The 23,850-nt window shown below is 63.2% G+C and carries 24 protein-coding genes and 1 tRNA gene; 13 read left to right on the forward strand and 12 right to left on the reverse strand.

Annotated elements, in window-relative coordinates; all coding sequences use genetic code 11:
* The first annotated feature begins 310 nt into the window (after positions 1-310).
* The 3 genes from AC5PZ0_RS27685 (at position 311) to AC5PZ0_RS27695 (ending at position 4,279) form a co-directional block, all read left to right on the forward strand.
* Positions 311-1,522, forward strand: coding sequence for an MFS transporter (locus tag AC5PZ0_RS27685; protein WP_493856161.1), 1,212 nt, complete (start codon positions 311-313; stop codon positions 1,520-1,522).
* A gap of 63 nt (positions 1,523-1,585) precedes the next feature.
* A complete protein-coding gene (locus tag AC5PZ0_RS27690; RefSeq protein WP_027596030.1) occupies positions 1,586-1,966 on the forward strand; it encodes a hypothetical protein in 381 nt (126 codons plus the stop codon).
* A gap of 180 nt (positions 1,967-2,146) precedes the next feature.
* The gene (locus tag AC5PZ0_RS27695; protein ID WP_493856162.1) at positions 2,147-4,279 is read left to right on the forward strand and encodes a TonB-dependent siderophore receptor; all 2,133 of its coding nucleotides are present in this window, start codon (positions 2,147-2,149) and stop codon (positions 4,277-4,279) included.
* Positions 4,280-4,561: 282 nt separating this feature from the next.
* On the opposite strand, the gene AC5PZ0_RS27700 is transcribed toward AC5PZ0_RS27695, so the two are convergent.
* Positions 4,562-4,651: transfer RNA gene (locus AC5PZ0_RS27700), tRNA-Ser, on the reverse strand.
* Between the two features lie 199 nt (positions 4,652-4,850).
* Here AC5PZ0_RS27700 and AC5PZ0_RS27705 point away from each other — a divergent pair.
* From AC5PZ0_RS27705 to AC5PZ0_RS27715, 3 genes are all read left to right on the forward strand, one after another.
* Positions 4,851-5,540: a crotonase/enoyl-CoA hydratase family protein gene (locus AC5PZ0_RS27705; protein WP_265970296.1), complete on the forward strand. Its 690-nt coding sequence runs from the start codon at positions 4,851-4,853 to the stop codon at positions 5,538-5,540.
* Positions 5,541-5,628: 88 nt separating this feature from the next.
* Entirely contained in the window at positions 5,629-6,348 is a 720-nt protein-coding gene (locus tag AC5PZ0_RS27710; protein WP_493856163.1) for a lysophospholipid acyltransferase family protein, read from the forward strand.
* A gap of 62 nt (positions 6,349-6,410) precedes the next feature.
* The gene (locus AC5PZ0_RS27715; protein WP_099428589.1) at positions 6,411-7,382 is read left to right on the forward strand and encodes a magnesium and cobalt transport protein CorA; all 972 of its coding nucleotides are present in this window, start codon (positions 6,411-6,413) and stop codon (positions 7,380-7,382) included.
* A gap of 90 nt (positions 7,383-7,472) precedes the next feature.
* Here the strand turns inward: AC5PZ0_RS27715 and AC5PZ0_RS27720 are convergent, their stop codons facing one another.
* Positions 7,473-8,204: an amidotransferase gene (locus tag AC5PZ0_RS27720; protein ID WP_454242336.1), complete on the reverse strand. Its 732-nt coding sequence runs from the start codon at positions 8,202-8,204 to the stop codon at positions 7,473-7,475.
* Between the two features lie 528 nt (positions 8,205-8,732).
* On the opposite strand from AC5PZ0_RS27720, the gene AC5PZ0_RS27725 reads away from it, so the two are divergent.
* Positions 8,733-9,533, forward strand: a complete 801-nt coding sequence (locus tag AC5PZ0_RS27725) for a cytochrome c (protein ID WP_493856164.1) — start codon at positions 8,733-8,735, stop codon at positions 9,531-9,533.
* A gap of 191 nt (positions 9,534-9,724) precedes the next feature.
* On the opposite strand, the gene AC5PZ0_RS27730 is transcribed toward AC5PZ0_RS27725, so the two are convergent.
* The 4 genes from AC5PZ0_RS27730 to AC5PZ0_RS27745 form a co-directional block, all read right to left on the reverse strand.
* Positions 9,725-10,057 (reverse strand): ribonuclease E inhibitor RraB, encoded by a 333-nt coding sequence (locus AC5PZ0_RS27730; RefSeq protein ID WP_027596023.1) that lies wholly within the window; start codon positions 10,055-10,057, stop codon positions 9,725-9,727.
* A gap of 183 nt (positions 10,058-10,240) precedes the next feature.
* Positions 10,241-10,477 (reverse strand): hypothetical protein, encoded by a 237-nt coding sequence (locus AC5PZ0_RS27735; protein ID WP_027596022.1) that lies wholly within the window; start codon positions 10,475-10,477, stop codon positions 10,241-10,243.
* A gap of 384 nt (positions 10,478-10,861) precedes the next feature.
* The gene (locus AC5PZ0_RS27740; RefSeq protein WP_493856165.1) at positions 10,862-12,934 is read right to left on the reverse strand and encodes an LTA synthase family protein; all 2,073 of its coding nucleotides are present in this window, start codon (positions 12,932-12,934) and stop codon (positions 10,862-10,864) included.
* 135 nt (positions 12,935-13,069) lie between these two features.
* Positions 13,070-13,261 carry a PLDc N-terminal domain-containing protein gene (locus AC5PZ0_RS27745; RefSeq protein ID WP_027596020.1) on the reverse strand — a complete coding sequence of 64 codons (192 nt, stop codon included), beginning with the start codon at positions 13,259-13,261 and terminating at the stop codon, positions 13,070-13,072.
* A 126-nt stretch (positions 13,262-13,387) separates the two neighbouring features.
* On the opposite strand from AC5PZ0_RS27745, the gene AC5PZ0_RS27750 reads away from it, so the two are divergent.
* The gene (locus AC5PZ0_RS27750) at positions 13,388-14,326 is read left to right on the forward strand and encodes a ZIP family metal transporter (RefSeq protein ID WP_027596019.1); all 939 of its coding nucleotides are present in this window, start codon (positions 13,388-13,390) and stop codon (positions 14,324-14,326) included.
* Positions 14,327-14,575: 249 nt separating this feature from the next.
* Here the strand turns inward: AC5PZ0_RS27750 and AC5PZ0_RS27755 are convergent, their stop codons facing one another.
* Both AC5PZ0_RS27755 and AC5PZ0_RS27760 read right to left on the reverse strand, forming a co-directional pair.
* Positions 14,576-15,106, reverse strand: coding sequence for a hypothetical protein (locus AC5PZ0_RS27755; protein ID WP_027596018.1), 531 nt, complete (start codon positions 15,104-15,106; stop codon positions 14,576-14,578).
* Positions 15,107-15,165: 59 nt separating this feature from the next.
* Positions 15,166-15,693, reverse strand: coding sequence for an ankyrin repeat domain-containing protein (locus tag AC5PZ0_RS27760; protein ID WP_493856166.1), 528 nt, complete (start codon positions 15,691-15,693; stop codon positions 15,166-15,168).
* A gap of 265 nt (positions 15,694-15,958) precedes the next feature.
* On the opposite strand from AC5PZ0_RS27760, the gene AC5PZ0_RS27765 reads away from it, so the two are divergent.
* Positions 15,959-16,231, forward strand: coding sequence for a DUF3509 domain-containing protein (locus AC5PZ0_RS27765; protein WP_027596016.1), 273 nt, complete (start codon positions 15,959-15,961; stop codon positions 16,229-16,231).
* A 127-nt stretch (positions 16,232-16,358) separates the two neighbouring features.
* Here the strand turns inward: AC5PZ0_RS27765 and AC5PZ0_RS27770 are convergent, their stop codons facing one another.
* The 3 genes from AC5PZ0_RS27770 to aroC form a co-directional block, all read right to left on the reverse strand.
* The gene (locus AC5PZ0_RS27770; RefSeq protein ID WP_265970331.1) at positions 16,359-16,895 is read right to left on the reverse strand and encodes an oxidase; all 537 of its coding nucleotides are present in this window, start codon (positions 16,893-16,895) and stop codon (positions 16,359-16,361) included.
* Positions 16,895-18,049: an MFS transporter gene (locus AC5PZ0_RS27775; protein WP_265970332.1), complete on the reverse strand. Its 1,155-nt coding sequence runs from the start codon at positions 18,047-18,049 to the stop codon at positions 16,895-16,897. The genes AC5PZ0_RS27770 and AC5PZ0_RS27775 overlap by 1 nt, the downstream gene beginning before the upstream one ends.
* A 183-nt stretch (positions 18,050-18,232) precedes the next feature.
* Positions 18,233-19,324: a chorismate synthase gene (aroC, locus tag AC5PZ0_RS27780; RefSeq protein WP_027596013.1), complete on the reverse strand. Its 1,092-nt coding sequence runs from the start codon at positions 19,322-19,324 to the stop codon at positions 18,233-18,235.
* 244 nt (positions 19,325-19,568) lie between these two features.
* Between aroC and AC5PZ0_RS27785 the strand changes: the two genes are divergently transcribed.
* Both AC5PZ0_RS27785 and AC5PZ0_RS27790 read left to right on the forward strand, forming a co-directional pair.
* Positions 19,569-20,531, forward strand: coding sequence for an alpha/beta hydrolase (locus AC5PZ0_RS27785; protein ID WP_027596012.1), 963 nt, complete (start codon positions 19,569-19,571; stop codon positions 20,529-20,531).
* Positions 20,532-20,735: 204 nt separating this feature from the next.
* Entirely contained in the window at positions 20,736-21,524 is a 789-nt protein-coding gene (locus tag AC5PZ0_RS27790) for a hypothetical protein (RefSeq protein ID WP_238216110.1), read from the forward strand.
* A gap of 208 nt (positions 21,525-21,732) precedes the next feature.
* Here the strand turns inward: AC5PZ0_RS27790 and prmB are convergent, their stop codons facing one another.
* Positions 21,733-22,641, reverse strand: a complete 909-nt coding sequence (gene prmB, locus AC5PZ0_RS27795) for a 50S ribosomal protein L3 N(5)-glutamine methyltransferase (protein WP_085273721.1) — start codon at positions 22,639-22,641, stop codon at positions 21,733-21,735.
* 180 nt (positions 22,642-22,821) lie between these two features.
* On the opposite strand from prmB, the gene AC5PZ0_RS27800 reads away from it, so the two are divergent.
* Positions 22,822-23,412: a cysteine hydrolase family protein gene (locus tag AC5PZ0_RS27800; protein ID WP_027596009.1), complete on the forward strand. Its 591-nt coding sequence runs from the start codon at positions 22,822-22,824 to the stop codon at positions 23,410-23,412.
* Positions 23,413-23,501: 89 nt separating this feature from the next.
* Entirely contained in the window at positions 23,502-23,822 is a 321-nt protein-coding gene (locus AC5PZ0_RS27805; protein ID WP_027596008.1) for a hypothetical protein, read from the forward strand.
* The last annotated feature ends 28 nt before the right edge of the window (positions 23,823-23,850 follow it).

Genomic DNA, 23,850 nt, shown 5'->3' on the forward strand with positions numbered 1-23,850 from the left:
GCGCCTGGGAGATCGAGCGCCGCCCGCGCGGCGCATCGCGAGCAACGCTCGCTCCTACGTTTGTTTTTGGCCAGTAACGCCTGTGACAGGCGCGCGCGACCGCCTTGTTTGTTCGACGCGATATCGCGTCATGCGCCAGGGCGGTCGCGCGCGAATGCCCCAGGAATATTGGCCCGAAACAAACGTAGGAGCGAGCGTTGCTCGCGATGCGCCGCGCGGGCGGCGCTCGATCTCCCAGGCGCTAAACATCCCCCGCCATACCCTCAACGCCCTAGAATACAGCCCCCTGCCAATGCCCCCCGAGATCCCCATGAACGCCCCCAACCTCAGTCGCGCCCTGATCCTGCTGATGGCCACCGCCACCGGCCTGGCCGTGGCCAGCAACTACTACGCGCAACCGTTGCTGCACAGCATCGCCCAGCAGTTCGGCCTGAGCACCGCCGGCGCCGGCAGCATCGTCATCGCCGCCCAGCTCAGCTATGGCGCTGGCCTGTTGCTGCTGGCACCCCTGGGCGACCTGTTCGAGCAACGCCGCCTGATCACGGTGATGACCGCCATTTCGACCCTCGGCCTGGTCATCAGCGCCTGCGCACCGAGCCTGCCGTGGTTGCTGCTCGGTACCGCGCTGACCGGCCTGTTCTCGGTGGTGGCGCAAATCCTGGTGCCGATGGCGGCGAGCCTGAGTGAGCCGCATCAGCGCGGGCGTGCAGTGGGCACACTGATGAGCGGCCTGTTGCTGGGCATTCTGCTGGCGCGTACGGCGGCCGGTTTCATGGCAGAGCTGGGTGGCTGGCGCAGCATCTATGTGCTGGCCGCGGTACTGATGGCCATCACCGCCCTGGCCCTGTACCGCAGCTTGCCGCAGCACCACAGCCATGCCGGCTTGAAGTACCCGGCCTTGATCGGCTCGGTGTTCCGCCTGTTCATCGAAGAGCCCGTGCTGCGCTTGCGCTCGCTGCTGGGCTTGCTGGCGTTCAGCCTGTTCGCGCTGTTCTGGACACCACTGGCCTTCCTGCTGGCGCAAGAGCCCTACCACTACTCGGACGCCGTGATCGGCCTGTTCGGCCTGGCAGGCGCGGCGGGGGCGCTGTCGGCCAACTGGGCCGGGCGCCTGGCCGACCGAGGCAAGGGGGCGTTGGGCACCACAGTGGGGCTGATCGTACTGCTGCTGTCGTGGGTGCCGCTTGGCTTTGCCGAGTACTCGCTGCTGGCGTTGCTGCTGGGGGTATTGATGCTCGACCTGGCCGTGCAGCTGGTACACGTGAGCAACCAGAACGCGGTGATCGCGCTGCGGCCAGAGGCGCGCACACGGCTGAATGCAGGCTATATCACCTGCTACTTCATCGGCGGTGCGCTGGGGTCGTTGCTGGGGACGCAGTTGTTCCAGCGTCAGGGCTGGATGGGCATTGTCGTGGCCGGCTTGGTGATCGGTACACTGGCGCTGCTGGCCTGGGCGCTGGCCGAGCGCAAGCGCATCAGCCGCGACATTGCAACGCACTACCCTCCGTCGCCTGAGCGTTGACTGCCTGCCTCGGGAGGGCTCAAGTAGGCGCTGGACAATGCCCCCTCCCTGAAGGACGACATTATGACAAGACTCACGGTTCGATCCGGCGATTTCTTGCAAGGTGAAGGCGAGTATCGCAATGGATCGCTCACACTCAAGACCCCGCGCAGCCCCTCGCCTGGCGAGCGGATCTCACTTGCACGCATCAGTGACCTCAAGCTGTCCAGTTTGGAGTCCAGCCGCAGCCTGGGTACCGCCCTTGGCTGGGGTGTAGCTGGGGCCTTGGTGGCCGGGCCGGTGGGGCTGCTGGCCGGGCTCTGGCTCGGTGGCAAGGAAGAAGAAGCCACCTTCCTCGCCACCTTCAAGGACGGGCGCAAACTGCTGGCCGTCACCGATGGCAAGACCTGGTCGAAGATCGACGACAGCTGGCGCCAGCACAAGCGCCCGGCCAGCAACGACTGAATATCGCGCGGGCCTGATCGTCCAATGTTGAAGGCGGCTGTTAAGATGCCGCCTTTTTCATGGCCTGTGCCGGCCTCTTCGCGGGCAAGCCCGCTCCCACAAGGGTTGCGCAAAATCCTGTAGGAGCGGGCTTGCCCGCGAAGAGGCCGGCACTGGTGTCGCGTATCCAGGAGCCTCCGCATGCCCCCGCTTCGCCCCCGCCTGCCCCTGAGCTTGCTCAGCCTGGGCCTGGCCCTGCATTGCCCTCATTTGCTTGCCGAAGACAGCATCGTGCTAGACCCGCTGCGGGTCTCCGACAGCTATGGCAACGACGGCTACCAGGTGCGCGAAGCCTCGGTGGGTGGTTTCCAGCCCGCGCCGCTGCTCGACACCCCAGCCTCGGTCAGCGTGTTCAGCCAACAATTGCTGGAGGACCGCCAGGTGCGCAAGCTCAGCGAAGTGCTGCAAAGCGACGCCTCGGTGGGGGAAAGCTATGCACCCATCGGCTATTACGAAAACTTCAACGTGCGCGGCTTCGAACTGAATGCCGCCAGCAGCTACCGGATCAATGGCCAGACCCTCGCCGGCGAGCAGAACGTGGCCCTGGAAAACAAACAGCAAGTGGAATTGCTCAAGGGCTTGTCCGGGCTGCAAAGCGGCGTTTCGGAACCGGGCGGCCTAATCAATTACGTGACCAAGCGCGCCGAAGACGTGCGCAGCGTGACGGTATCGACCAACGAACAAGGCGAACGTTACCTGGCCACCGACCTGGGCGGCTGGTTCGGCAGCGAGCGGCAGTTCGGCCTGCGCGCCAACCTGGCCCATGAAGACATCCGCAGCTATGTCGACCATGCCGATGGCAAGCGCGACTTCGCCTCGTTGGCCTTCGACTGGCAGATCAACCCGGATGCCACGCTGCAGTTGGACGCCGAGTACCAGCACCGCGAACAACGCTCGGTGCCCGGTTACCAGTTGCTCGGCGGCACCGAGGTGCCACACGGTATCGACCCGCATGATCGCCTGGCCTATCAGCAGTGGGCCAAGCCGGTGCAGAACGATTCGCTGAACCTGGGCGGGCGTTTCGAGTACCGCTTCAACGAGGCCTGGACTGGCACGTTGAGTGCGTCGCGCAGCAAGGTGGTGATCGACGATTACAGTGCGTTTGCCTGGGGCTCGAGCGAGGGGGCGTTTTTTGGCAGCAATGGCGACTACGACATCTATGACTACCGCAGCCCGGATGACACCCGCCGCACCGACGAGGCACAGGCCACGCTCAACGGCCGCTTCGATGCCCTGGGCGTAGGGCACGACCTGACAATCGGCAGCAGCGCGCAACGCCGCACGGTGGATCAACGCCCCTATTACAACGAGTGGCTGGGTACCGGCAATATCTACACCGGTGCGCCAGCACTCGACCCGTCTGACAAGCCGATCGGCGCCAGCGAGCGTCGCCTCGACAGCCGCCAGTACGGCCTGTTCGTAAGTGATCGCATCAGCTTCAACGAGCAGTGGCAAACCGTGATCGGCGCTCGCGAAGTGCGCCTGGACGAGCAGACCTGGGACGAGACCGGTGTTGCCGGGCGCCACACTCGCCAGTATCAGCTGCTGCCCAATGCTGCGCTCATCTACAAGCCACGCCCAGACACCACGCTGTACGCCAGCTATGCCAAAGGCCTGTCGGCTGGCGGTACCGCACCGTGGTTTGCCAGCAACGCGGCTGAAATCCTCGCCCCCACCCTGTCACGCCAGCTGGAGTTGGGCATCAAGCGTGACTGGCAAGGCATCAGCTTCAGTGCCGCACTGTTCCAGATCCGCCAGGCGTATCAATACGCACGCCCCGATGGCCAAGGCACCTTCACCTATGTCCAGCAAGGCCAACAGAAAAACACCGGCCTGGAGCTGGGCGCCAGTGGCTGGGTGACCTCGAACCTGCAAGTGCAGGCGAGTGCCGCAGCCATTCGCGCACGGGTAAAAAACAGCGGGACCGAGGACTACGAAGGGCATCAGGCAATCAATGTGCCCAAACTGCGTGCGGCGCTGCAGGCCGAATACAGCCTGCCGGTACCTGGCCTGGCGCTGCTGGGCGGTGCGCGCTACAGCGCCAGCAAATATGCCAGCCAGGCGGGTAATGTCGAGGTGGGCGGTTATACCGTGTTCGACGTCGGCAGCCGCTACCGCATCCGCATTGGGGGGTATGACACGGTGCTGCGGTTGACCGTGGATAACGTGTTCGACAAGCGCTACTGGCGCGATGTGGGGGATTACCTGGGGGACAACTACCTGTTCCAGGGTGCGCCGCGTACGGCACGGTTGTCGGCGTCTGTGAGTTTCTGATGAACCCGGGGCCGCTGTGCGGCCCATCGCCGGCAAGCCGGCTCCCACAGGCCTGGCGCCAACCTTGGAGTCTGCAAAGTTCTTGTGGGAGCAACTGTCTTGTGGTGCTTGTTCTGGCCTCATCGCTGGCAAACCAGCTCCCACAGGTGCGGCGCTTGCCTTAAAGGCTAGGCAGTTCGGGTGGGAGCTGGCTTGCCGGCGATGGGCTGCACAGCAGCCCCATAAGCACTGCGAAAACAAAAAGCCCCCGAGCTTTTCAGCGCGGGGGCTTTTTGTAGAATGTGGCGGTGAAGAAGGGATTTGAACCCTTGATACGATTTCTCGTATACACACTTTCCAGGCGTGCTCCTTCGACCACTCGGACACTTCACCGTTTTCTCTTCAAGCCTTTCAGCCTGTCGAGGCGCGCTAATTTAGTGGAAGGCCTTTCCTTTGGCAAGCATTTTTTTCAAATTTTTCATGCATTTGCATTTGAGGCCCGGTAAACGCTGACCGGCCAGTCAGCCTTGCTGCTTTACCTGGCCCACGGCGCTGGGTAACGTCGTCGCCACGCCAACAAAAGGACTCTGCCATGAGCGAGCTGATTACCTACCACGCCGAAGACGGCATCGCCACCCTGACCCTGAACAACGGCAAGGTCAACGCCATCTCGCCGGATGTCATCACTGCCTTCAACGCCGCCCTCGACCGCGCCGAGCAGGAACGTGCCGTGGTGATCATCACCGGGCAGCCGGGCATTCTGTCTGGCGGCTACGACCTCAAGGTCATGACCAGTGGCCCCAAGGAGGCAATAGGCCTGGTTACCGCCGGCTCCACCCTCGCCCGCCGCCTGCTGTCGCACCCGTTCCCGGTGATCGTCGCCTGCCCCGGTAATGCCGTGGCCAAAGGGGCCTTCCTGCTGCTGTCGGCCGACTACCGCATTGGTGTCGACGGGCCCTACAAGGTCTGCCTGAACGAAGTACAAATCGGCATGACCATGCACCATGCCGGCATCGAACTGGCCCGTGACCGCCTGCGCCGCTCGGCCTTCCACCGCTCGGTGATCAACGCCGAGATCTTCGACCCGCAAGGCGCACTGGACGCCGGCTTCCTCGACAAGGTGGTGCCGGCCGAGCAACTGCACGAGGCGGCCCTGGCTGCGGCCCGTGAACTGAAGAAGCTGAACATGCTGGCACACAAAAACACCAAGCTGAAGGTGCGCAAGGGCCTGCTGGAGGCTCTGGACAAGGCTATCGAACTGGACCAGAACCACATGGGCTAACCCTGCAGGTCGACAGACTCACCCCAGGTTTGCCTCTTTGAGTGCACAGTCGTACACTGGAATGCGACTATCTGGTGTGAGTCATCCCATGCTTTATTCGTTGCGCATGCTCCTGCTGGCCCTGCATTTTCTGCTGGTTGGCGCTGTAGGCCTGCTTATCGGCCTGTGCCGCCCCTTCAACCCCGACAACAGCCGGGTATTTGCCCGGCTTTACAGCGTGCCGGCCGCTTGGCTGATGCGCGTCAAGGTCAAGGCCGAAGTCGGCCCATTGTTCGATCACCCGCCCGGTTGCGTCATCATCGCCAACCATCAGTCCAATTTCGACCTGTTCCTCATTGGCCAGGCAGTGCCGCCGCGCACCGTGGCCATTGGCAAGAAAAGCCTGGGCTGGATCCCGTTGTTCGGCCAGCTGTTCTGGCTGGGCGGCAACGTGCTGATCGACCGCAAGAATGCCCACCAGGCGCGCAAGGCGCTGCAAAAGACCACGCGGGTGCTGCAGGACGATACATCGATCTGGATTTTCCCCGAGGGCACCCGCAACCCGGCAGACCACCTGTTGGCGTTCAAGAAAGGCGCCTTTCACATGGCCATCGAAGCCGGTGTGCCGATCGTGCCGGTGTGCGTCAGCCGCTATGCCCGGCGTTTGAACCTGAACAGCTGGCGGCAACGGACGGTGATCGTGCGCTCGCTGCCGCCGATTGCCACGGCGGGCTTGAGCCAGCGCGACATCCCCGCCCTCATCGAACAGTGCCGCAGCCAGATGCAGCAGTGCATCGACCGCATGGAAGATGAACTCGCACGCCGCTAGGTTGCCCTCTGGGCCCTTACAGCCCAAGCTGTAAGGGTGTTCAATCGAATAAGTGGACAACCATGGGTCGAGTCGTGGCGTCGGCGGTGTACAGCGCCGGCAGAAAGGTCACTAACATCAGCATCGACGAAGGCAGCGAATGGGCGCGCAAGCCCGGCCACTTCGTCTGGATCGGCCTCGAAGAGCCCAACGCCGAGGAGTTGGCCAACCTGCAGCGGCAGTTCAACCTGCACGAGCTGGCCATTGAAGACGCGCTGGAAAAGCACAGCCGGCCCAAGCTTGAAACCTTCGGTGATGCGCTGTTCATCGTCACCTATTCGCCGGTACGGCATGAAGGCAAGCTGGAGTTCATCGAAACCCATATCTTTGCTGGCAATGGCTACATCATCACCTGCCGCAACGGCCACTCGAAATCCTACGCCCTGGTGCGCCAACGCTGCGAAGCACGGCCGCTGCTGCTGGAGCATGGCGAGGACTTCGTGCTGTATGCGCTGCTCGACTTCGTGACCGAGAACTACCAGCCGGTCAGCGAGGCGATCCATGGCGAAATTGAAGAACTGGAACAGAGCGTGCTGGGCGGTTCGCTGCAAGAAGATGACATCCGCCGGCTGCACAGCCTGCGGCGCGACATCTTGCGCCTGCGCCGGTACGTGGCGCCGATGCTGGAGGTGAGCGAAGAACTGCAGCGCCTGAGCTTTCCGTTCATCGACAAGAACATGCGACCGTATTTTCGCGATGTGCAGATTCATGTCACGCGGCAGATGGAAGACCTGGTCAGCATTCGCGATATTGCCAGCCAGACCATCGAGATCGGCATGTTGCTGGAGTCGTCGCGCCAGAGCATCGTGCAACGCAAGTTCGCGGCCTGGGCGGCGATTCTGGCCTTCCCTACGGCGATTGCCGGGATTTATGGGATGAACTTTCAGAACATGCCGGAGCTGGCGTGGCAGTACGGGTACTTTGGTGTGCTGGGGGTGATTGGGTTGGGGTGTGCGGGGTTGTATGCCAGCTTCAAGAAGTCGGGTTGGCTTTGAGATGTTGGGGCCGCTGTGCGGCCCATCGCAGGCAAGCCAGCTCCTACAGGTACAGCGCTGATGTTGGGGCCGCTGTGCGGCCCCCGGCCATCACGCCACGCTGTCTTTACTCACCGACTGCCCAATGAACCGCAACATCCACTCGCCCACCAGGTCGCCCTGGTGCTCGGTGGCCAGGCTGGCAATGGCCTTGTGGTACACCTCATCCCCCAACGACGTCTGCCGCGCATCCAGCAACGCACGGGAGTAGTCATGCACGAACTCCGGGTGCCCCTGGAAGCACAGCACCTGGTCACGAATGTGGTAGGCCGCGTTGGGGCAGAAGTCGCTGGAGGCAATTACGGTCGCGCCTTCCGGCAGCTCGGTGACCTGGTCCTGGTGGCTGATCAGCAGGGTCAGCTCGGAAACCTCCGGGTCCATCCAGGGCGCATGCGCCGCCAGTGAATAACGGTGGATGCCCACACCCCAGCCCTTCTCGGCGCGCTCGGCCTTGCCACCCAGGGTCAAGGCCAGCAGTTGATGGCCAAAACACACGCCCAGCAGCTTCTCGCCCCGTGCGTAGAGTTTCAACAAGTAAGCCTTGAGCGTCTGGATCCAGGGATCGGAACCGAACGAATCGGCCTTGCTGCCCGTCACAAGGTAGGCATCGAACATTTCATCGTCGGCGGGATAGTCGCCGTTCATCACGTTGTACACGCGAAACTCGGCGGCGATCGGCTGACGCGAGAACAGCTGCTCGAACATCCTGCCATAGCCGTGGTACTGCGCCGTCAACTCCGGTCGCAGGACATCGGTTTCCAGGATGCAGATGCGTAACGACATAGAAATAGTCCTGAACGACATGGGTGGGAATCTGCTGTAGAGACTGCCGCGAAAGACACGTACAAGCAAGTAGGCCGCACTGACGAACGGTCATATTTTGCCGGCGTGTCGTTTGCAGTAACGCCACTGTCTAGCGAGAGCATGCCAGCCAGCTGGCCATTGGCCTCATAACCCAATGAAATTAACCAACCTTACAATTAGAACAAAGGGTTCTCAAACATGGATGACGCACACCCTACTGTTGGTTGTATATCGACTTTCAAGAGGCAAGCAGAACAGGCGTCAACTTACGCCACTGCGATCGACCCGAAACGCGACAGGGAAGCCAACGGGTATTCAGGAATAACAACAAGAAGGCGGTCCGCCATGTTCAGACAATCGAAAATACGCCAAGCAGGGCTCATTCTCTTCGCCACGACTCTATTGCTGATACTGCCGAACCTGACACGTTTGTTCGGCTGACGGTGGCTGTGGCGTCAACAGGCAGCGCGCATGTAACCTGCCGGCCTTGAAGGTCGGAGATTCCCCATGCGCCACTGCCTTGCCCTACTCGCCCTGCTTTTGAGCCTGCCAGTGTCGGCTGCGCAGCTGCACCTCGAGCTGGGCGACACGTCGCGCCAGTGGAGCAGCGCCGAGCTGCTAGCCCACCCGCAGGCGCGCGACATCAGCATCGAGCAGGACGTTTCCTATAAGCGCCCCATGCAGTATCGCGCCGTCCCCTTGGCTGTGCTGCTGAAGGGCGTGGGTGCGAACGACCACCTGCAAGCCGTCGCGCTGGATGGTTTTGCTGCCGAAATGCCTGCCGCGCCGCTGCTGCAGCAAGGGCCGGCGCGTGCCTGGCTGGCCGTCGAAGACCCGGCCAAACCGTGGCCCGCGTTGGGCAAAGGCAAGCCGAGCGCCGGGCCGTTCTACCTGGTCTGGACAGCACCGCAGGCCAGCGGCATCCGCCCGGAGCAGTGGCCGTTCCAGATCGCCAGCATCCGCCGCCTGGCCTCGGTGGAGCAGCGTTTTCCGGCACTGCTGCCAGACCCGAAGCTCCCGGCCGATAACCCGGTGCGCCAGGGGTTTGCGTTGTTCCAGCAGAACTGCCTGGCCTGCCACCGCCTCAATGGCGCGGGTGATGCCCAGTTTGGGCCGGACTTGAACCTGCCGCATAACCCTACCGAGTACTTCCAGCCGGCATTTTTGCGCAAGCTGATACGTGACCCGCAAAGCCTTCGAACGTGGCCGCAGGCGAAGATGCCGGGGTTTACAGAGGCTGTGTTGAGCGAGCAGGAGCTGGATGCGCTACTGGCTTATCTGGGGCATATGGCGGGGCGTAAGCCCTGAATAGCGATGCACGCCACTGTCTTGCTCAGGCGTCCAAGCCGACGCGATCGAGCTGTGGGAGCGGGCTTGCCCGCGAAGAAGGCGACGCGGTGGTTGGCACCGGCTCCGCCGGTGTTCGCGGGCAAGCCCGCTCCCACAGGATAGGGGTGATTTGCGTGATAGGGCCGCACAGCGGCCCTGGGGTTTCAGGGTCAGGCGCACAGTCGCTCTTGCTTGACGCCCCATCCTTCGACCTCGCCACCGTACGGTGAAACGAGTTGCTCGAACGTTTCTTCGAAGTCGCCAATCCCTCCATAAGTGGCATACATGACCTTGCTCAGTTCAAGGTGCCAGGCGCCGTCTTTGCGTTCGCGTACCTGGGCGTTGAGGGACTCGCCACGAAATTGCCCGGCTGCCCGTCGCGCGCCGGCTTCATCAGGGAATACTGCGTAGAACTCAATGGGGTGGATGCGGGTGAAGTCAAAACCGCCAGCTTTCATCTGGCGCAGGACATTGCTGCTGATATCGTCGTTCTGGCTGCTCATGAATCGTCCTCCTGCAATGCAATGGATAGACTTTCCGGGCACTACGTACCTGCCGGCGTTGCCGGGCAGATCGAGTTGTATAGAGCTGATGCAAGACGCGAATGTTATGGGTGCCGACCCGCAGAATAGGCCGGCACCTGGGTCCAGCGTAGTGCCTGCGTGGGCACCACGTCAACGCAAGCTTCAGGGCGCTTCCTGGATACGGGTGATGGTTACGCCATTTTGCTCTTTGAGCCAGCGCGCCGTGGGGGATGGTGCACGGTCCTGGAAGTCGTTGAGGTCCAATTCATCCATGACCGGAAACAAGTGCGAGCGAATGGCACGGGCCGCGTCTTCTTCGCTGGGGCAATGTTCAGCCCGCAGCCGCAATGACGTCGGTTCGCCTTTCTGGTCGGCAAAGATGACTTCCCACTCTTTCATGGAACGAGCCCTCGATCTGAAGAACGCCGGGTGTGTGGCGCCTGTATAGCTTGACCTTGGGCGGGGGGATTTGTTCAGTTGGCAGGGCTTTGCGGTGGTCCTTGAATTGGCAGGGTTTTGCGGTGGCCCTTCAATTGGCAGGGTTTTGCGGTGGCCCTTGTAGGAGCAGCCTTGTGCTGCGAAGAGGCCAGTGTAAACACCAAAGATCTACGGTGCTTTCACTGGCCTCTTCGCAGCACAAGGCTGCTCCTACAACGGACGCGGCAGCCGGTGATGATAGACGCGGCAGCCGGCGATGACAGACGCGGCAGCCGGCGATGACAGGCGCGCGTGCCGGGGACAGCGGACGCGCCTGACGGGGACACTAGGCGCGCCTGCTGGGGGTTACTTCGGCGTGCCGTGCACGACGCCAGCGGTGTTGTCCAAGAGGCTCTTGGTCGCCGTCTGGATGTACGCTTCAAGCTTTTTCAGCATTTCCGGCTGGTCCGGGCTTTCGATCAGCTCGGCCTTGAACTCGCTGCCCAGCTGGTAGCGGTACATACGCGGGCTCATGTCCTTGGACTCGATGAGGATGCGGTCACCCTGCACCAAACCCACGATCTGCTCGCTGCCCGACGGCTTGATCATGCCCACACCCTGGTCGCCCTCAGGCAGGTTGAGCAGGTCGCGGCCCCAGCACTGATGACGGGTCTGGCCACCCAGACGGCCCATGATGGTCGGCACGATGTCGACCTGGGTACCGACGGTGTGGTCGACCGCACCGAACTTCTCCTGGATGCCCGGGGCAATCAGCAGCAGCGGTACGTTGAAGCGGCCCAGGTCCAGCTCGGTGACCTGCTGGTGGTTGCCGAAGCCGTGGTCGCCGACGATGACGAACAGGGTCTCCTTGAAGTACGGCTCTTTGCGCGCCTTCTCGAAGAACTGGCCCAACGCCCAGTCGGAATAACGCATGGCCGTCAGGTGCTCGTCCAGGCGGCCCTGGCCGGTCACAGGCGCCACTGGCAGGTCCTTGGGCAACGCGTACGGCGTGTGGTTGGACAAGGTCTGCAGCAGCGCATAGATCGGCTTCTTGCCGTCGTGCTTGGCCAGCTCCTCAGCGCCACGGTCGAACATGTCCTGGTCGGACACACCCCAGGTCGGGTCGGAGAACACTGGGTTGACGAAGTCATTGCGGCCAATGAACGTGGTCATGCCTTGGTTGCCGAAGAAACCGGACTGGTTGTCCCAGGCGAAGTCACCGTTGTAGACGTACACGTCGTCGTAATCGCGAGCGCTGAGCAATGCTGGCAAGCCCGACAGCTTGTGCCCGCCTTCCGGGGTCTGCATCAGGTATTCGAAGCCTGGCAGGTTGGGGAAGCAGGCCATGGTGGCGAACATGCCCTGGTGGGTATGGGTGCCGTTGGAGAAGAAGCGGTCGAACAGCAACCCTTCCTTGGTCAGTTTGTCGAAGTACGGGGTGATGTTGTTAGGGCTGCCCAGGGCGCCCACCGAGTGGCCGGCGAAGCTCTCCATGAGGATCACCACGACGTTCTTGATCGGCAGGGTACGGTCGGCCGGTGGCACGAAGTCACGGCGGATCGCGGCTTCGTCGGCGTCGACCAGGGTGTCGTGGGCGGTCAGCAGTTGCTCACGCACGGTCTGCGTAGCCAGCGGCTGGTCCAGCACCGGCTTCCAGATGTTGGCGCGGTCTTCGCCGAAGCGGCTCTTGGCAGCATCGATCAACGTCAGGGTGCCGTTCAGGCCCAGCTGGTTGACGAAGTTGGAGTCAGTGGTGAAGGCATCACCCCAACGCATCGGCGGGCCCTGGCGCAGGGTGCCACGGGCGGCGACCACGGCCACCAGCAGGATCACCATGAACACCGCCAGGCGGTTGTACCACGGCGCTACGCTGCGCTGCGGGGTGGCGCCGGTCGGCTGGCCGCCGCGCGTCATGCGGTCGACGCCCTTGAACAGCAGGCTCAGCAGCCAGGTGCCAATGACCCAGGCCAACAGGTAACGGACCACCGGGAAGCCGTACCAGAGCATGCTCATGACGGTCTTGGGGTCTTCCTTGATGTACTGGAACACCAGGCCGTTGAGGCGCTGGTGGAACTCGCGGTAGAAGTCCATCTCCATCAGGCCGAGGAACATCACCACGCTGGAGGCGAGGGTCAGCCACAGCCGGAACACGCCACGCCGGGCCATGGCCCAAGGGCTGAGAATGGCCAACAGCAGCGGAATGCTGATGTACACCACCACCCGCAGGTCGAAGCGCAACCCGTTGAGGAAGCCTTCGGCGACAGTCGCATAGGGGGTATCGCCGATCATGTCGCTGTTGTAGACCAACAGCGCCAGGCGCACGAGGCTGAGCATCAGCATGATGACCAGGCCGCTGAGCAGCGTGTAGGCCAGGTGGGATTTCAGGGTCGGCGCGAACGACGCTCGCGCGCCCTGTTTCAAGGCATCCGTGTTAGCCATGAATGGGAAAGTCCTAGGATTGCGGGTTTGCGGAGATGGCGAAGGTTAATACCAACGCAGCATTGTGCGGGTGCGGATTCTGTTTAAACCAATGTGAAAATTTTGTCACGGCCGCATTTCTGCTTATGTCCGCTATCAGATCCGCACATTGCCCCTGGGCCCGGCAATTGCCCAGATCACCAGCCCTATCACCGGCAGCAGCGCGATCAGCAGAATCCACAACACCTTGATGCCCACTTCGCTGCCACTTTTGATCACATTGAGGATCGCCCAGATATCCAGGGCCAGAATGATCAGGCCAACCAGGCTATTGAATGTAGACCCCATGCCGCTACTCCCTTGCAAAGACGTTGCAGCACAGCATAGCCAGCTATCACGTCGATAGAAGGGAATCCTTGGCCGATCGTGCAGGTCCTTGCTTAGACTGCCTGTATTCATTGATTCGAGGTTCGCATGCCCCCAGCCCATTCCGAAACCGCCACCCCACCCTCGCTGCTGAGCGCCTGGCGGCAACAGGTGCTGACTACCCCCTGGCTCAGCGCCGGCCTGGGGTTGAGCCTGCTGGCGGTGATCGTGCTGCTGGCGGCAAGCCTGTGGAACGCGGTCAATGGCGACCATGCCGACAACCTGCACCTGGCGCTGCTGGGCGGTTTGTCCGGCTTTGGCGCCACCGCCCTGGGCGCGGTACTGGCGGTGGTGCTGCGTGATGTGAGTGCGCGCACCCAGGATGTGATGCTCGGCTTTGCCGCCGGCATGATGCTGGCCGCCAGTTCGTTTTCGTTGATTCTGCCGGGCCTGGATGCCGCCCGCGAGATCACCGGCAACGGCCCGGCGGCGGCGTTTACCGTGGTGCTGGGCATGGGCCTTGGGGTACTGCTGATGCTGGGCCTGGACCGCTTCACCCCACACGAGCACGAGAGCACTGGCCCTTGCGGCCCGGAGGCAGAGCGCATCAACCGGGTGTGGCTGTTCGTGTTGGCGATTACCCTGCACAACCTGCCCGAAGGCATGGCGATTGGGGTGAGTTTCGCCAATGGCGACATGAACATCGGCCTGCCGCTGACCAGCGCGATCGCCATCCAAGACATTCCTGAAGGCCTGGCCGTGGCCTTGGCGTTGCGCGCCACGGGGCTGTCGAACATGAAGGCGGCGTTGGTGGCGGTGGGTTCAGGGCTGATGGAGCCGCTGGGTGCGGTGATCGGCCTGGGGATTTCCACTGGTTTTGCCTTGGCCTACCCGATAAGCATGGGGTTGGCGGCGGGGGCGATGATTTTTGTGGTGTCCCACGAGGTGATTCCCGAGACCCATCGCAATGGCCACCAGACGGCGGCGACCCTGGGGTTGATGGGTGGGTTTGGGGTGATGATGTTTCTGGATACAGCACTGGGCTGAAGACTTTGGTTGCCTGTACCGGCCTCTTCGCGGGCAAGTCGGACCGCCGCACCGCCGCTCCCACAGGATCACCACAGCTTAGAGGCCACTGGTATTCCTGTGCCCACAGGATCACCACAGCTCAGAGGCCACTGGTATTCCTGTGCCCACAGGATCACCACAGTTCAGAAGCCAGTGGTATTCCTGTGGGAGCGGCGGTGCGGCGGTCCGACTTGCCCCGCGAAGAGGCCGGTCCAGCCAACCGACAACTCAGACGTGAACCGCGACCTTCAAAGCCTCCAAAGCCGGCTCGGTCTTGATCCCCACCTCAGCCCCCAGTTCCAGCACCCGTGCCAGGTCATGCTGGCCGACCATCACCATCTGCAATTCATCATCCAGCAACTGGCTGAAGTTCAGCAGCACATAACCCCCCGCCTCCTTGTTCAACGCCCCCATCTGCACCTGGATGCGATTGAGCGCGGTCAGTGGCTCGGTGCGCGCCAGCTGCTTGGGCTTGAGGGTGAACGGCACGCTCTTGTCGAACGAGTCGGCGATGTTCTGGAACAGGTCCTGATAGCTGTCAGCCTGGAACAGCACGGTGTCCGGCAGGCTGCCCAACACGATCCACTCCCCCAGCGGGATCGGGAAAGTGTCGTCGTAGTTGATGTCCGGGTTGGCCGCCAGGAAGGCGACGGGGTCGGCGTAGGCCTGGGCGGCCTCGTCGGCGATGCGCTCGATGTCTTCATCGCGCATGCAACCGGCGCCGATGAGGGTGATGAGTTCGAGCAATTGGTTTTTCATGAAGGGGGCCTGCGACCGGTGAAAAGTCGCCAAGGATAGCCGCAAACGCCCCCGAACAGTTAGCCGGCCAGCGCCTGCAGGCGCGCTACGGCGTCTGCCGCGCCCATGGTTTGCGCGGCCATCAGCGCGGTAGCGCCGCGGGCATCCTGGTGTGCTGGGTCGGCACCTTGGGCCAGCAGGTAGTCGAGGATCTCGCTGCGGTTGAACATCGCCGCCAGCATCAGCGCGGTGCGCCCGTCCTGCGCGGCGGCATCGATCGGCACCCCATGCTCCAGCAGCAAGCGGATCATGGCCAGGTCGCCTTTGAACGCGGCGCCAGCGATTGGCAGTTGGCCATTGTCATTGGCCATCAATGGGTCGGCGCCGTGCTCCAGCAGCACGCGCACCGCGTCATGGTGGCCGTGGTAGCAGGCCAGCATCAACAAAGTGTCGCCCTTGTGGTTGCGCAGGTTGGCAGGCAGGCCACTGGCAAGCAACCGCTCAAGCATCGGGGCGTCACCTTGGCGGGCGCGTTCGAACACCTGCTCGGCGAAGGCCGCGGTTTCGTCATCGGTCATGGCGGCAGGCGAGGGTTGGACGGTGGACATGTTGAACCTCCTGGCAAAAATGGTTGCCCAAGTCTTTGTCAGGCAAGGCCATGCGGTCAAAGGTTCAGATTCTATCGGGCCGATAGCTGGCGGCGGGCCGTGCAAAATGCACTGTGCAAAATGCACGACCTTGCAGGTTGCACGAAGAGATCCTTACAACAGCATCGTAAGCCATTGAATTTAAAGGATTTTTAACTTAATCAGTTTCTGGCACGGTCACTGCAACCATCAACTCACGTCTGCCACACAACAGTCAGGAGTTGATATGGACCTCATCCAGGAAAAGTTCGTCTCGGTGTTTTCGGCCTACCAGGTCGCAACCCAGCCCCGCCCCGATGGTGGTGTCTTGCTCACCCTGCGCGCCGCTGATGGCAAGGTTACCCGCCGCGTGTTGACCTACGGCCAACTGCACAGCGCCGAGCAGCTGTCCTGGGCGATCAGCGCCATCCGTCGCGACCTGGCTGAACAGGCCAGCGAGCTGCCGGTGATTTCGATGCTGCAGAGCCAGCAGCGGTTTGCCTTGCCGACCTATCGTTGATTGCCAGCACCGGCCTTTTCGCGGGCAAGTCGGACCGCCGCACCGCCGCTCCCACAGGAATACCACTGACCTGTAGGAGCGGCGGTGCGGCGGTCCGACTTGCCCCGCGAAGAGGCCCGCCCAAGCATTACAACTCGTCGATCCCTAAAAACGCCCGGGCAGTCTCATCCCCGGTCAACCGCGCCTGCATCCCCTGCTCACTGCCAAACAACCGCAACGCCAGGCAGAACGGCGTCTCGCCCAGCTCAACCCAGCGCCGCGTGCCTGCCGGCACCACCAGCTGATCGCCCTTCTCGCACAGCACCGAATACACGAACTCGCCCAACCGCAAACCCACCTGCGCCCGCCCGCTAACCACCGCAAACACCTCTTCGGCGTCATGCACATGCTCGTCACGTACATCCGCCTGTGCCGGGTCCACCCCATCACGGTTGAGCAGCGTGAAGGCCGCACTGCCGTGGCCGGTCATCAACTGGTCGAGGTGCTCCCTGCAAGCTGCCATCACCTCGTCCTCTGAACTGCCAGGGCGAACCCGCAGCGCAAGCGGGTGATGGGCAAAACGCACGCCCTGCTCGGCCAGTGTCGCGGCAATGTCGTCGTGGTGGGTCAGCAGCTTGTTCGGCAGGCCTGGGCTGGACGGGTGGAAAACGCTGAGGGTACTCATCAGTGGCGGGTCCTGGTCGATTGCGAACAAAGGGCAATGATAACGGCTGCGGCCAAGGCTGCGGCGCTGGCCATACCAAAGGTGAAGGTCGGCCCCAGCAGTTTCCAGCTGTAGCCCGAGTACAAGGCGCCCAGCGCACCGCCGGTGCCAGACAACGCCGCGTACAACGCCTGGCCCTGGCCTTGCTGGCGAGCGCCGAAGCTGGCCTGGACGAACGCGATGCAGGCGGCATGGAAGCAGCCAAAGGTGGCCGCGTGCATCACCTGGGCCAGCACCAGCACCGCCGGGTCATCGGCCAGGTTGCCGAGCAGCAGCCAGCGCAAAGACGCCAGCAGGAAACTGGCCAGCAATACCCGCTGCACGGAAAACCGCGCAAAAATGCGGCTCATGGCCATGAACACCAGCACCTCGGCCACCACCCCCAGCGCCCATAAAAGGCCGATGGCGCTGCGGCTGTAGCCCAGGTGTTCCAGGTGCAGGGTAAGGAAGGTGTAGTACGGCCCATGGCTGAGCTGCATCAGCGCCACGCACGCATAGAACGCGATAACCCCAGGTGCCCGCAGTTGCTGTAAAAAGCCGCCCGCCCCGCTGCGCTCGCCCTGCTCCAGCGGCTGGGCATTGGGCACCCACAGGCTGGCGAGGACGATGCCCGCCATGATCGTCACCAGGGCGACCGGGTAAATGTCCAGGCTGAGCCACTCGAACAAGCGCCCCAAGCCCACCACCGTGAGGATGAAACCGATCGAACCCCACAGGCGGACTTGGCTGTAGCGGGCGGTTTGCCCGTGCAGGTGCGCCAGGGTGATGACTTCGAACTGCGGCAGCACCGCGTGCCAGAAGAACGCGTGCAGGGCCATGACCAGCGCCAGCCAGGCGTAGCTCTTGCCGAAGAAGATCAGGGCGAAGCTGGCCAGCGTGCACAACGCGCCCAGGCGCACGATCAGCAGGCGTTGGCCGGTGCGGTCGCCCAACCAACCCCACAGGTTGGGGGCGACGCAGCGCATCAGCATGGGGATGGCCACCAGCTCGCCGATGCGCGCCGGGGAGAAACCCAGGTGGTCGAAGTACAGCGCCAGGAAGGGGGCTGTGGAGCCCAGCAGGGCGAAGTAGAAGAGGTAGAAGCTGGACAGGCGCCAGTAGGGGATTGGGGGCATGGAATGGGCCGATGGTGTGTTTAGCGTACCGGCTCGATCCCACTGTGTAGGAGCAGCCTTGTGCTGCGAAAGGGCCGGTGAAACCACTGCATGAATCTGCCAACTGCACCGGCCTCTTCGCAGCACAAGGCTGCTCCTACACAGAGGTGTGCCGGTGCATTCGGCACATCAATCACAAATGGATCAAAGCTGGCCCAGCACCGGCGTACTGACCTTCACGTCGGCATTCTGTGCGCGGTGGCGCAGCAGGTGGTCCATCAGGGCGATGGCCATCATCGCTTCGGCGATCGGCGTGGCACGGATGCCGACACAGGGGTCATGACGGCCCTTGGTAATCACGTCCACCGGGTTGCCCTCCACATCGATGGAACGGCCCGGCGTGGTGATGCTGGAGGTCGGCTTCAGCGCCAGGTGCGCAACGATCGGCTGGCCCGAGGAAATCCCCCCCAGGATGCCCCCGGCGTTGTTGCTGAGGAACCCTTCCGGGGTCAGCTCGTCACGGTGCTCGGTACCGCGCTGGGCGACACTGGCAAAGCCAGCGCCAATCTCGACGCCCTTGACCGCGTTGATGCTCATCAGCGCATGGGCCAGTTCCGCGTCGAGGCGGTCGAAGATCGGCTCGCCCAGGCCTGGCATCACGCCTTCGGCCACGACGGTGATCTTCGCCCCGACCGAATCCTGGTCGCGGCGCAGTTGGTCCATGTAGGCCTCGAGTTCCGGCACCTTGTCCGGGTCGGGGCTGAAGAAGGCGTTGTGCTCGACCGACTCCCACGTCTTGAACGGAATCTCGATTGGGCCCAGCTGGCTCATGTAGCCACGCACGGTGATGCCCTGGGTGGCCAGGTACTTCTTGGCGATGGCCCCTGCCGCGACACGCATGGCCGTTTCGCGGGCCGAGCTGCGGCCGCCGCCGCGGTAGTCACGCTCACCGTACTTGTGGTGGTAGGTGTAGTCGGCGTGCGCCGGGCGGAACAGGTCCTTGATCGCCGAGTAGTCCTTGGACTTCTGGTCGGTGTTGCGGATCAGCAGGCCGATCGAGCAGCCGGTGGTGCGGCCTTCGAACACACCGGAGAGGATCTCGACCTCGTCCGGCTCCTGGCGCTGGGTGGTGTGCCGGCTGGTGCCAGGCTTGCGCCGGTCGAGGTCATGCTGCAGGTCGGCCAGGGAGATCTCCAGGCCCGGCGGGCATCCATCGACAATGGCGACCAACGCCGGGCCATGGCTTTCGCCAGCGGTGGTGACAGTGAACAGCTTGCCGTAGGTATTGCCGGACATGGACGCTCCGCGAGTCTGCCTGAGGTGAACGAAAGCGGCAGTATACGGAAAAATACCGAGGGATTGGTTGTCTGTGCGGGCCTCTTCGCGGGTAAACCCGCTCCCACAGGGTGGACCCTAGCCTGAAAGCAGTGATGTTCCTGTGGGAGCGGGTTTACCCGCGAAGAGGCCAGCACAGGCAACTACCCACCGAACCTTCCCACAAACATTGGGTCAAACCGACATCTCCCCACCGTAGTACCCCATGATGCCGCGCCTCGTCGCCTTGTTGTTCATGCTCTGTGCTGGCCTCGCCCAGGCCGCCTCCCCCACCGTCTTGCAGCGCCCCATCGACCTCGACACCGGCCAGGGCGTGCTGCACGGCAGCTTGCTGCTACCACAACAGGCCACGCCGCCCCCGGTGGTGTTGATCATTGCGGGCTCCGGCCCCACCGACCGAGACGGCAACAACCCGGCCACGGGGCGTATCGACAACCTCAAACGGCTGGCCCTGGTGCTGGCCAACGACCACATTGCCAGCGTGCGTTATGACAAGCGCGGGGTGGCCGCGAGCCAGCCGGCCACGCCCGATGAGCGCGACCTCAGCGTCGAGCGCTATGTCGCCGATGTGGTTGCCTGGAGCCACAAGCTCAAGGCCGACCCGCGGTTCGGCCCGCTGATTCTGGTGGGCCACAGCGAAGGCGCGCTGATCGCCAGCCTCGCCGCCGAACAGGCAGGTGCCAGCGCGGTGATCACCTTGGCCGGCGTCGGCCGCCCGTTGGCCGACGTACTGCGCGAGCAGCTGGCCCAGCGCCTGCCGCCCGCCCAATTGGCACGTGGCAGTGACTTGCTCGACCGCCTGCAGGCTGGGCAGACCAGCCTGGATGTGCCCGCGCCGCTGCGCCAGGTGTTCCGCCCCAGCGTGCAGCCCTACTTGATTTCGCTGTTCCGGCAGAACCCGGCGGCGGCGTTCGCGCAATTGCCGATGCCGGCGCTGATCGTCCAGGGCCGCAACGACGTGCAGGTCGACGTAACGGATGCCGAGCGCCTCAAGGCTGCAAAACCGGATGCGCAACTGGTGCTGATCGATGGCATGAACCACATGCTGCGCATCAGCCCCAAGGCCATGAGCGAACAGCGTGACAGCTACCTCAACCCCGAGCTGCCGCTGGCCCGTGAGTTGGGGGAGCGGATCGTTACGTTCATCCAGCATTTGCCATCGGCCTGACCCTCAGGTCTTGGCCGGGGCTGCCGATAAGGCGGTATTGGCGGTGAATCCGGGGCCGCGTTGGCGGCCCATCGCCGGCAAGCCGGCTCCCACAGGTGCAGCAGTGCCCTTGAGAGCAGCGCGCCCTTGGTGGGGGCTGGCTTGCCAGCGATGGGCTGCGCAGCAGCCCCATTTGCCGCATGCCCGAACCTAAGGACAGCCCCCATGACAATTGCCCCCGCCGCCCTAGAGCCGGCCGACGAGCCACAACCCCAGGACGGCGCCGCGCTGCCTTGGGCCGACCTTGCCGCCGAACACTTCCAGCTGTTGCGCCTGGCCCCCTTGCCCACCGACCGCGCCACCGGCGCCCGCCCCCTGCGCTTTGTGCAGTTCGGCTACGCCGAGCGCCACGACAAAGCCCACAGCCTGCTGCGCATGGAAATCCAGCTGCCGGGGCAAAAGGTGCGCAAAGAACAGAACCACCTGGATATCCGCGTCGACCACGCCGAGCGCCTGGTGCGCATTGGCAGCGACCAGGGCCTGCAGCTGGAACCCCTGAACCGCGGTATCGGCCGCTTCATGCTGGCCCAGGCCGTGCAATGGCTGCAGCGCAGGTGGTCGCATTACCGGGTCGAAGGCATGGCACTGCCGAGCAAGGATGCCCTGAGCGAGGATTCACGCCTGCGCCGGGACCAGTTCTTGCGCGGGGTGGGTATCGAAGTGGAGTACGAAGACCCTCAGCACCTCAAAGGCCGTACCGTTGAAGCCACGGTGGGCCAGCTGAAAGGCGCCTGGAGCAGCGAGCGTCTGCAGCGGGTGGAGATTCTCGATGCGGCCAACTTGCTGCAGCAGGCCGATCAACAGCTGCAGGAAATGGAAGGCCAACTGCGCGAACGGGATGAGCGGGTGGCCAAGTACCGGCGTGAAGATGGCGGGTTGCGCTTTACCATCACCTGCCTGGTGGCGTTTGCGATGTTTCAAGCGGGGCTGCTGATCTGGATTGCTACTCGCTGAGACCGTGGCGCCTGCTTCGCGGGTAAACCCGCTCCCACAGGTGCAGCACTGGCCTTGAGAACGGCACTGTACCTGTGGGAACAACTGCTTGTGTTGCTTGTTCCGGCCACATCGCCGGCAAGCCACACAGGTGCAGCACTGGCCTTGAGAACGGCGCTGTACCTGTGGGAGCCGGCTTGCCGGCGATGGGCCGCAAAGCAGCCCCCACTCAAACCCGAGCTTTGAACAGCTCTTGATGCTGCCGGCACTGCTCGGCTGTCAGCATGAACACCCCATGCCCGCCCCGCTCGAATTCCAGCCAGGCGAAATCCACCTCGGGGTACAGCGACTCGACATGCACCTGGCTGTTGCCCACTTCGACAATCAGCAACCCTTTGTCGGTCAGGTGGTCAGCCGCCTCGGCCAGCATCCGCCGCACCAGGTCCAGGCCATCGTTACCGCAGGCCAGGCCCAGCTCAGGCTCGTGGTGATACTCGGCCGGCATGTCACCAAAATCTTCGGCATCGACATACGGCGGGTTGGACAGGATCAGGTCAAAGCGCTGCCCTGGCAGGCCATCGAAACCATCGCCCTGCACGGTGTAGACGCGCATGTCCAGGCCGTGACGCTCGATGTTCTGGTTCGCCACTTCAAGGGCATCGAACGACAGGTCGCCCAGCACCACTTCGGCCTCGGGGAACACTTCGGCCGCGACGATGCCGATGCAACCAGACCCGGTGCACAGGTCCAGAATGCGCGCAGGCTCTGCCGCCAGCCACGGCTCGAAACGTTTTTCGATCAGCTCGCCAATCGGCGAACGGGGCACCAACACGCGCTCGTCGACAATGAACGACATGCCGCAGAACCACGCCTCGCCCAGCAGGTAGGCGGTGGGCACGCGTTCTTCGATACGCCGCTTGAGCAGGTGCTGCAGGCGCACGCGTTCGTCGTCCTCGAGCATGCAGTCCAGGTAGCTGTCGGCCACCTCCCATGGCAAGTGCACGGCGCCCAGCACCAGCAGGCGGGCTTCGTCCCAGGCGTTGTCGGCACCGTGGCCGAAGAACAGCTCGCGCTCGTGGAAGCGGCTGACCGCCCAGCGAATGTAGTCGCGCAGCGTGCGCAGACGGGATGTGATCACGGGGGTACTCCTAATTCAGACCGTACAAAAGTCTAACAGCCCAACCCGCACAATTGTTCCTTGGCGTTCCCCAAAGGGTAGCCACAGGCCAGTAACCACGCTGTTTGCGATGTCAACCATTCCCATTGACGCCAAGGCAAGGGACAATAGGTATACAAAAGCCCTTCCAAGGAGCCCTTGATGTCCGTTCCAACCACGATGTTCCGCCTCACTGGCCGCGACTACCCGCCGGCCAAGCTGAGCCACGCCAGCCTGATCATCATCGATGCGCAAAAGGAGTACCTCAGTGGTCCCCTGGCACTGTCGGGCATGGACGAGGCCGTGGCCAACATCGCCCGGTTGCTCGATGCCGCGCGCAAGAGCGGCCGTCCGATCATCCACGTCCGTCACCTGGGCACTGTCGGTGGCCGTTTCGACCCACAAGGCAGCGGTGGCCAGTTCATCCCTGGGCTGGAGCCACACGAAGGCGAAATCGTCATCGAAAAGCGCATGCCTAACGCGTTCAAGAACACCAAGCTGCACGACACCCTGCAGGCGCTGGGCCACCTGGACCTGATCGTCTGCGGTTTCATGAGCCACTCCAGCGTCAGCACCACCGTGCGCCGCGCCAAGGACTATGGTTATCGGTGCACCCTGGTGGAAGACGCCTCGGCGACCCGCGACCTGGCGTTCAAGGACGGGGTCATCCCGGCCGCACAGATTCACCAGTGTGAAATGGCCGTGATGGCCGACAACTTCGCCTGTGTCGCCCCTACCGCCAGCCTGATCTGATCCAAGGCGGGTAACGACCGCCCGGCAGCCGGGCGGAACCCAAAGGGCGAGCGCAGGTCGAATTCCGGATATCCACAGAGGAAATCGGAATGAAGCTCAAAGGCAGTTTCGACGCCAAACGCCTGCGCACGCGCGAACCGCGCAATTGGGGCGCACGCCTGGCTGCCGGCCTGTCCGCCTTGCTGGCAACGCTGGGTGTGCTGCTGGCCATGGCCGGCATCGCCGGCCTGCTGGGCAATTACCCGGCCCTGCAAGAACTCAATGCCAACAAACCGCTGGCCAGCATCCTCACCGGGGCTGGCTTGCTGTTGCTGTGGCTGGGCGTGCGCTTCTGGCGGCGCAGCCGTATTCGCCTGCGTCGCGGGCGGGAATTGAACCTGTCGCCGCACTTGATGAAAAAACACGACTGACTCTTTTGTATCGCCTGTGCGGGCCTCT

Source organism: Pseudomonas sp. 5.2, assembly GCF_059025405.1.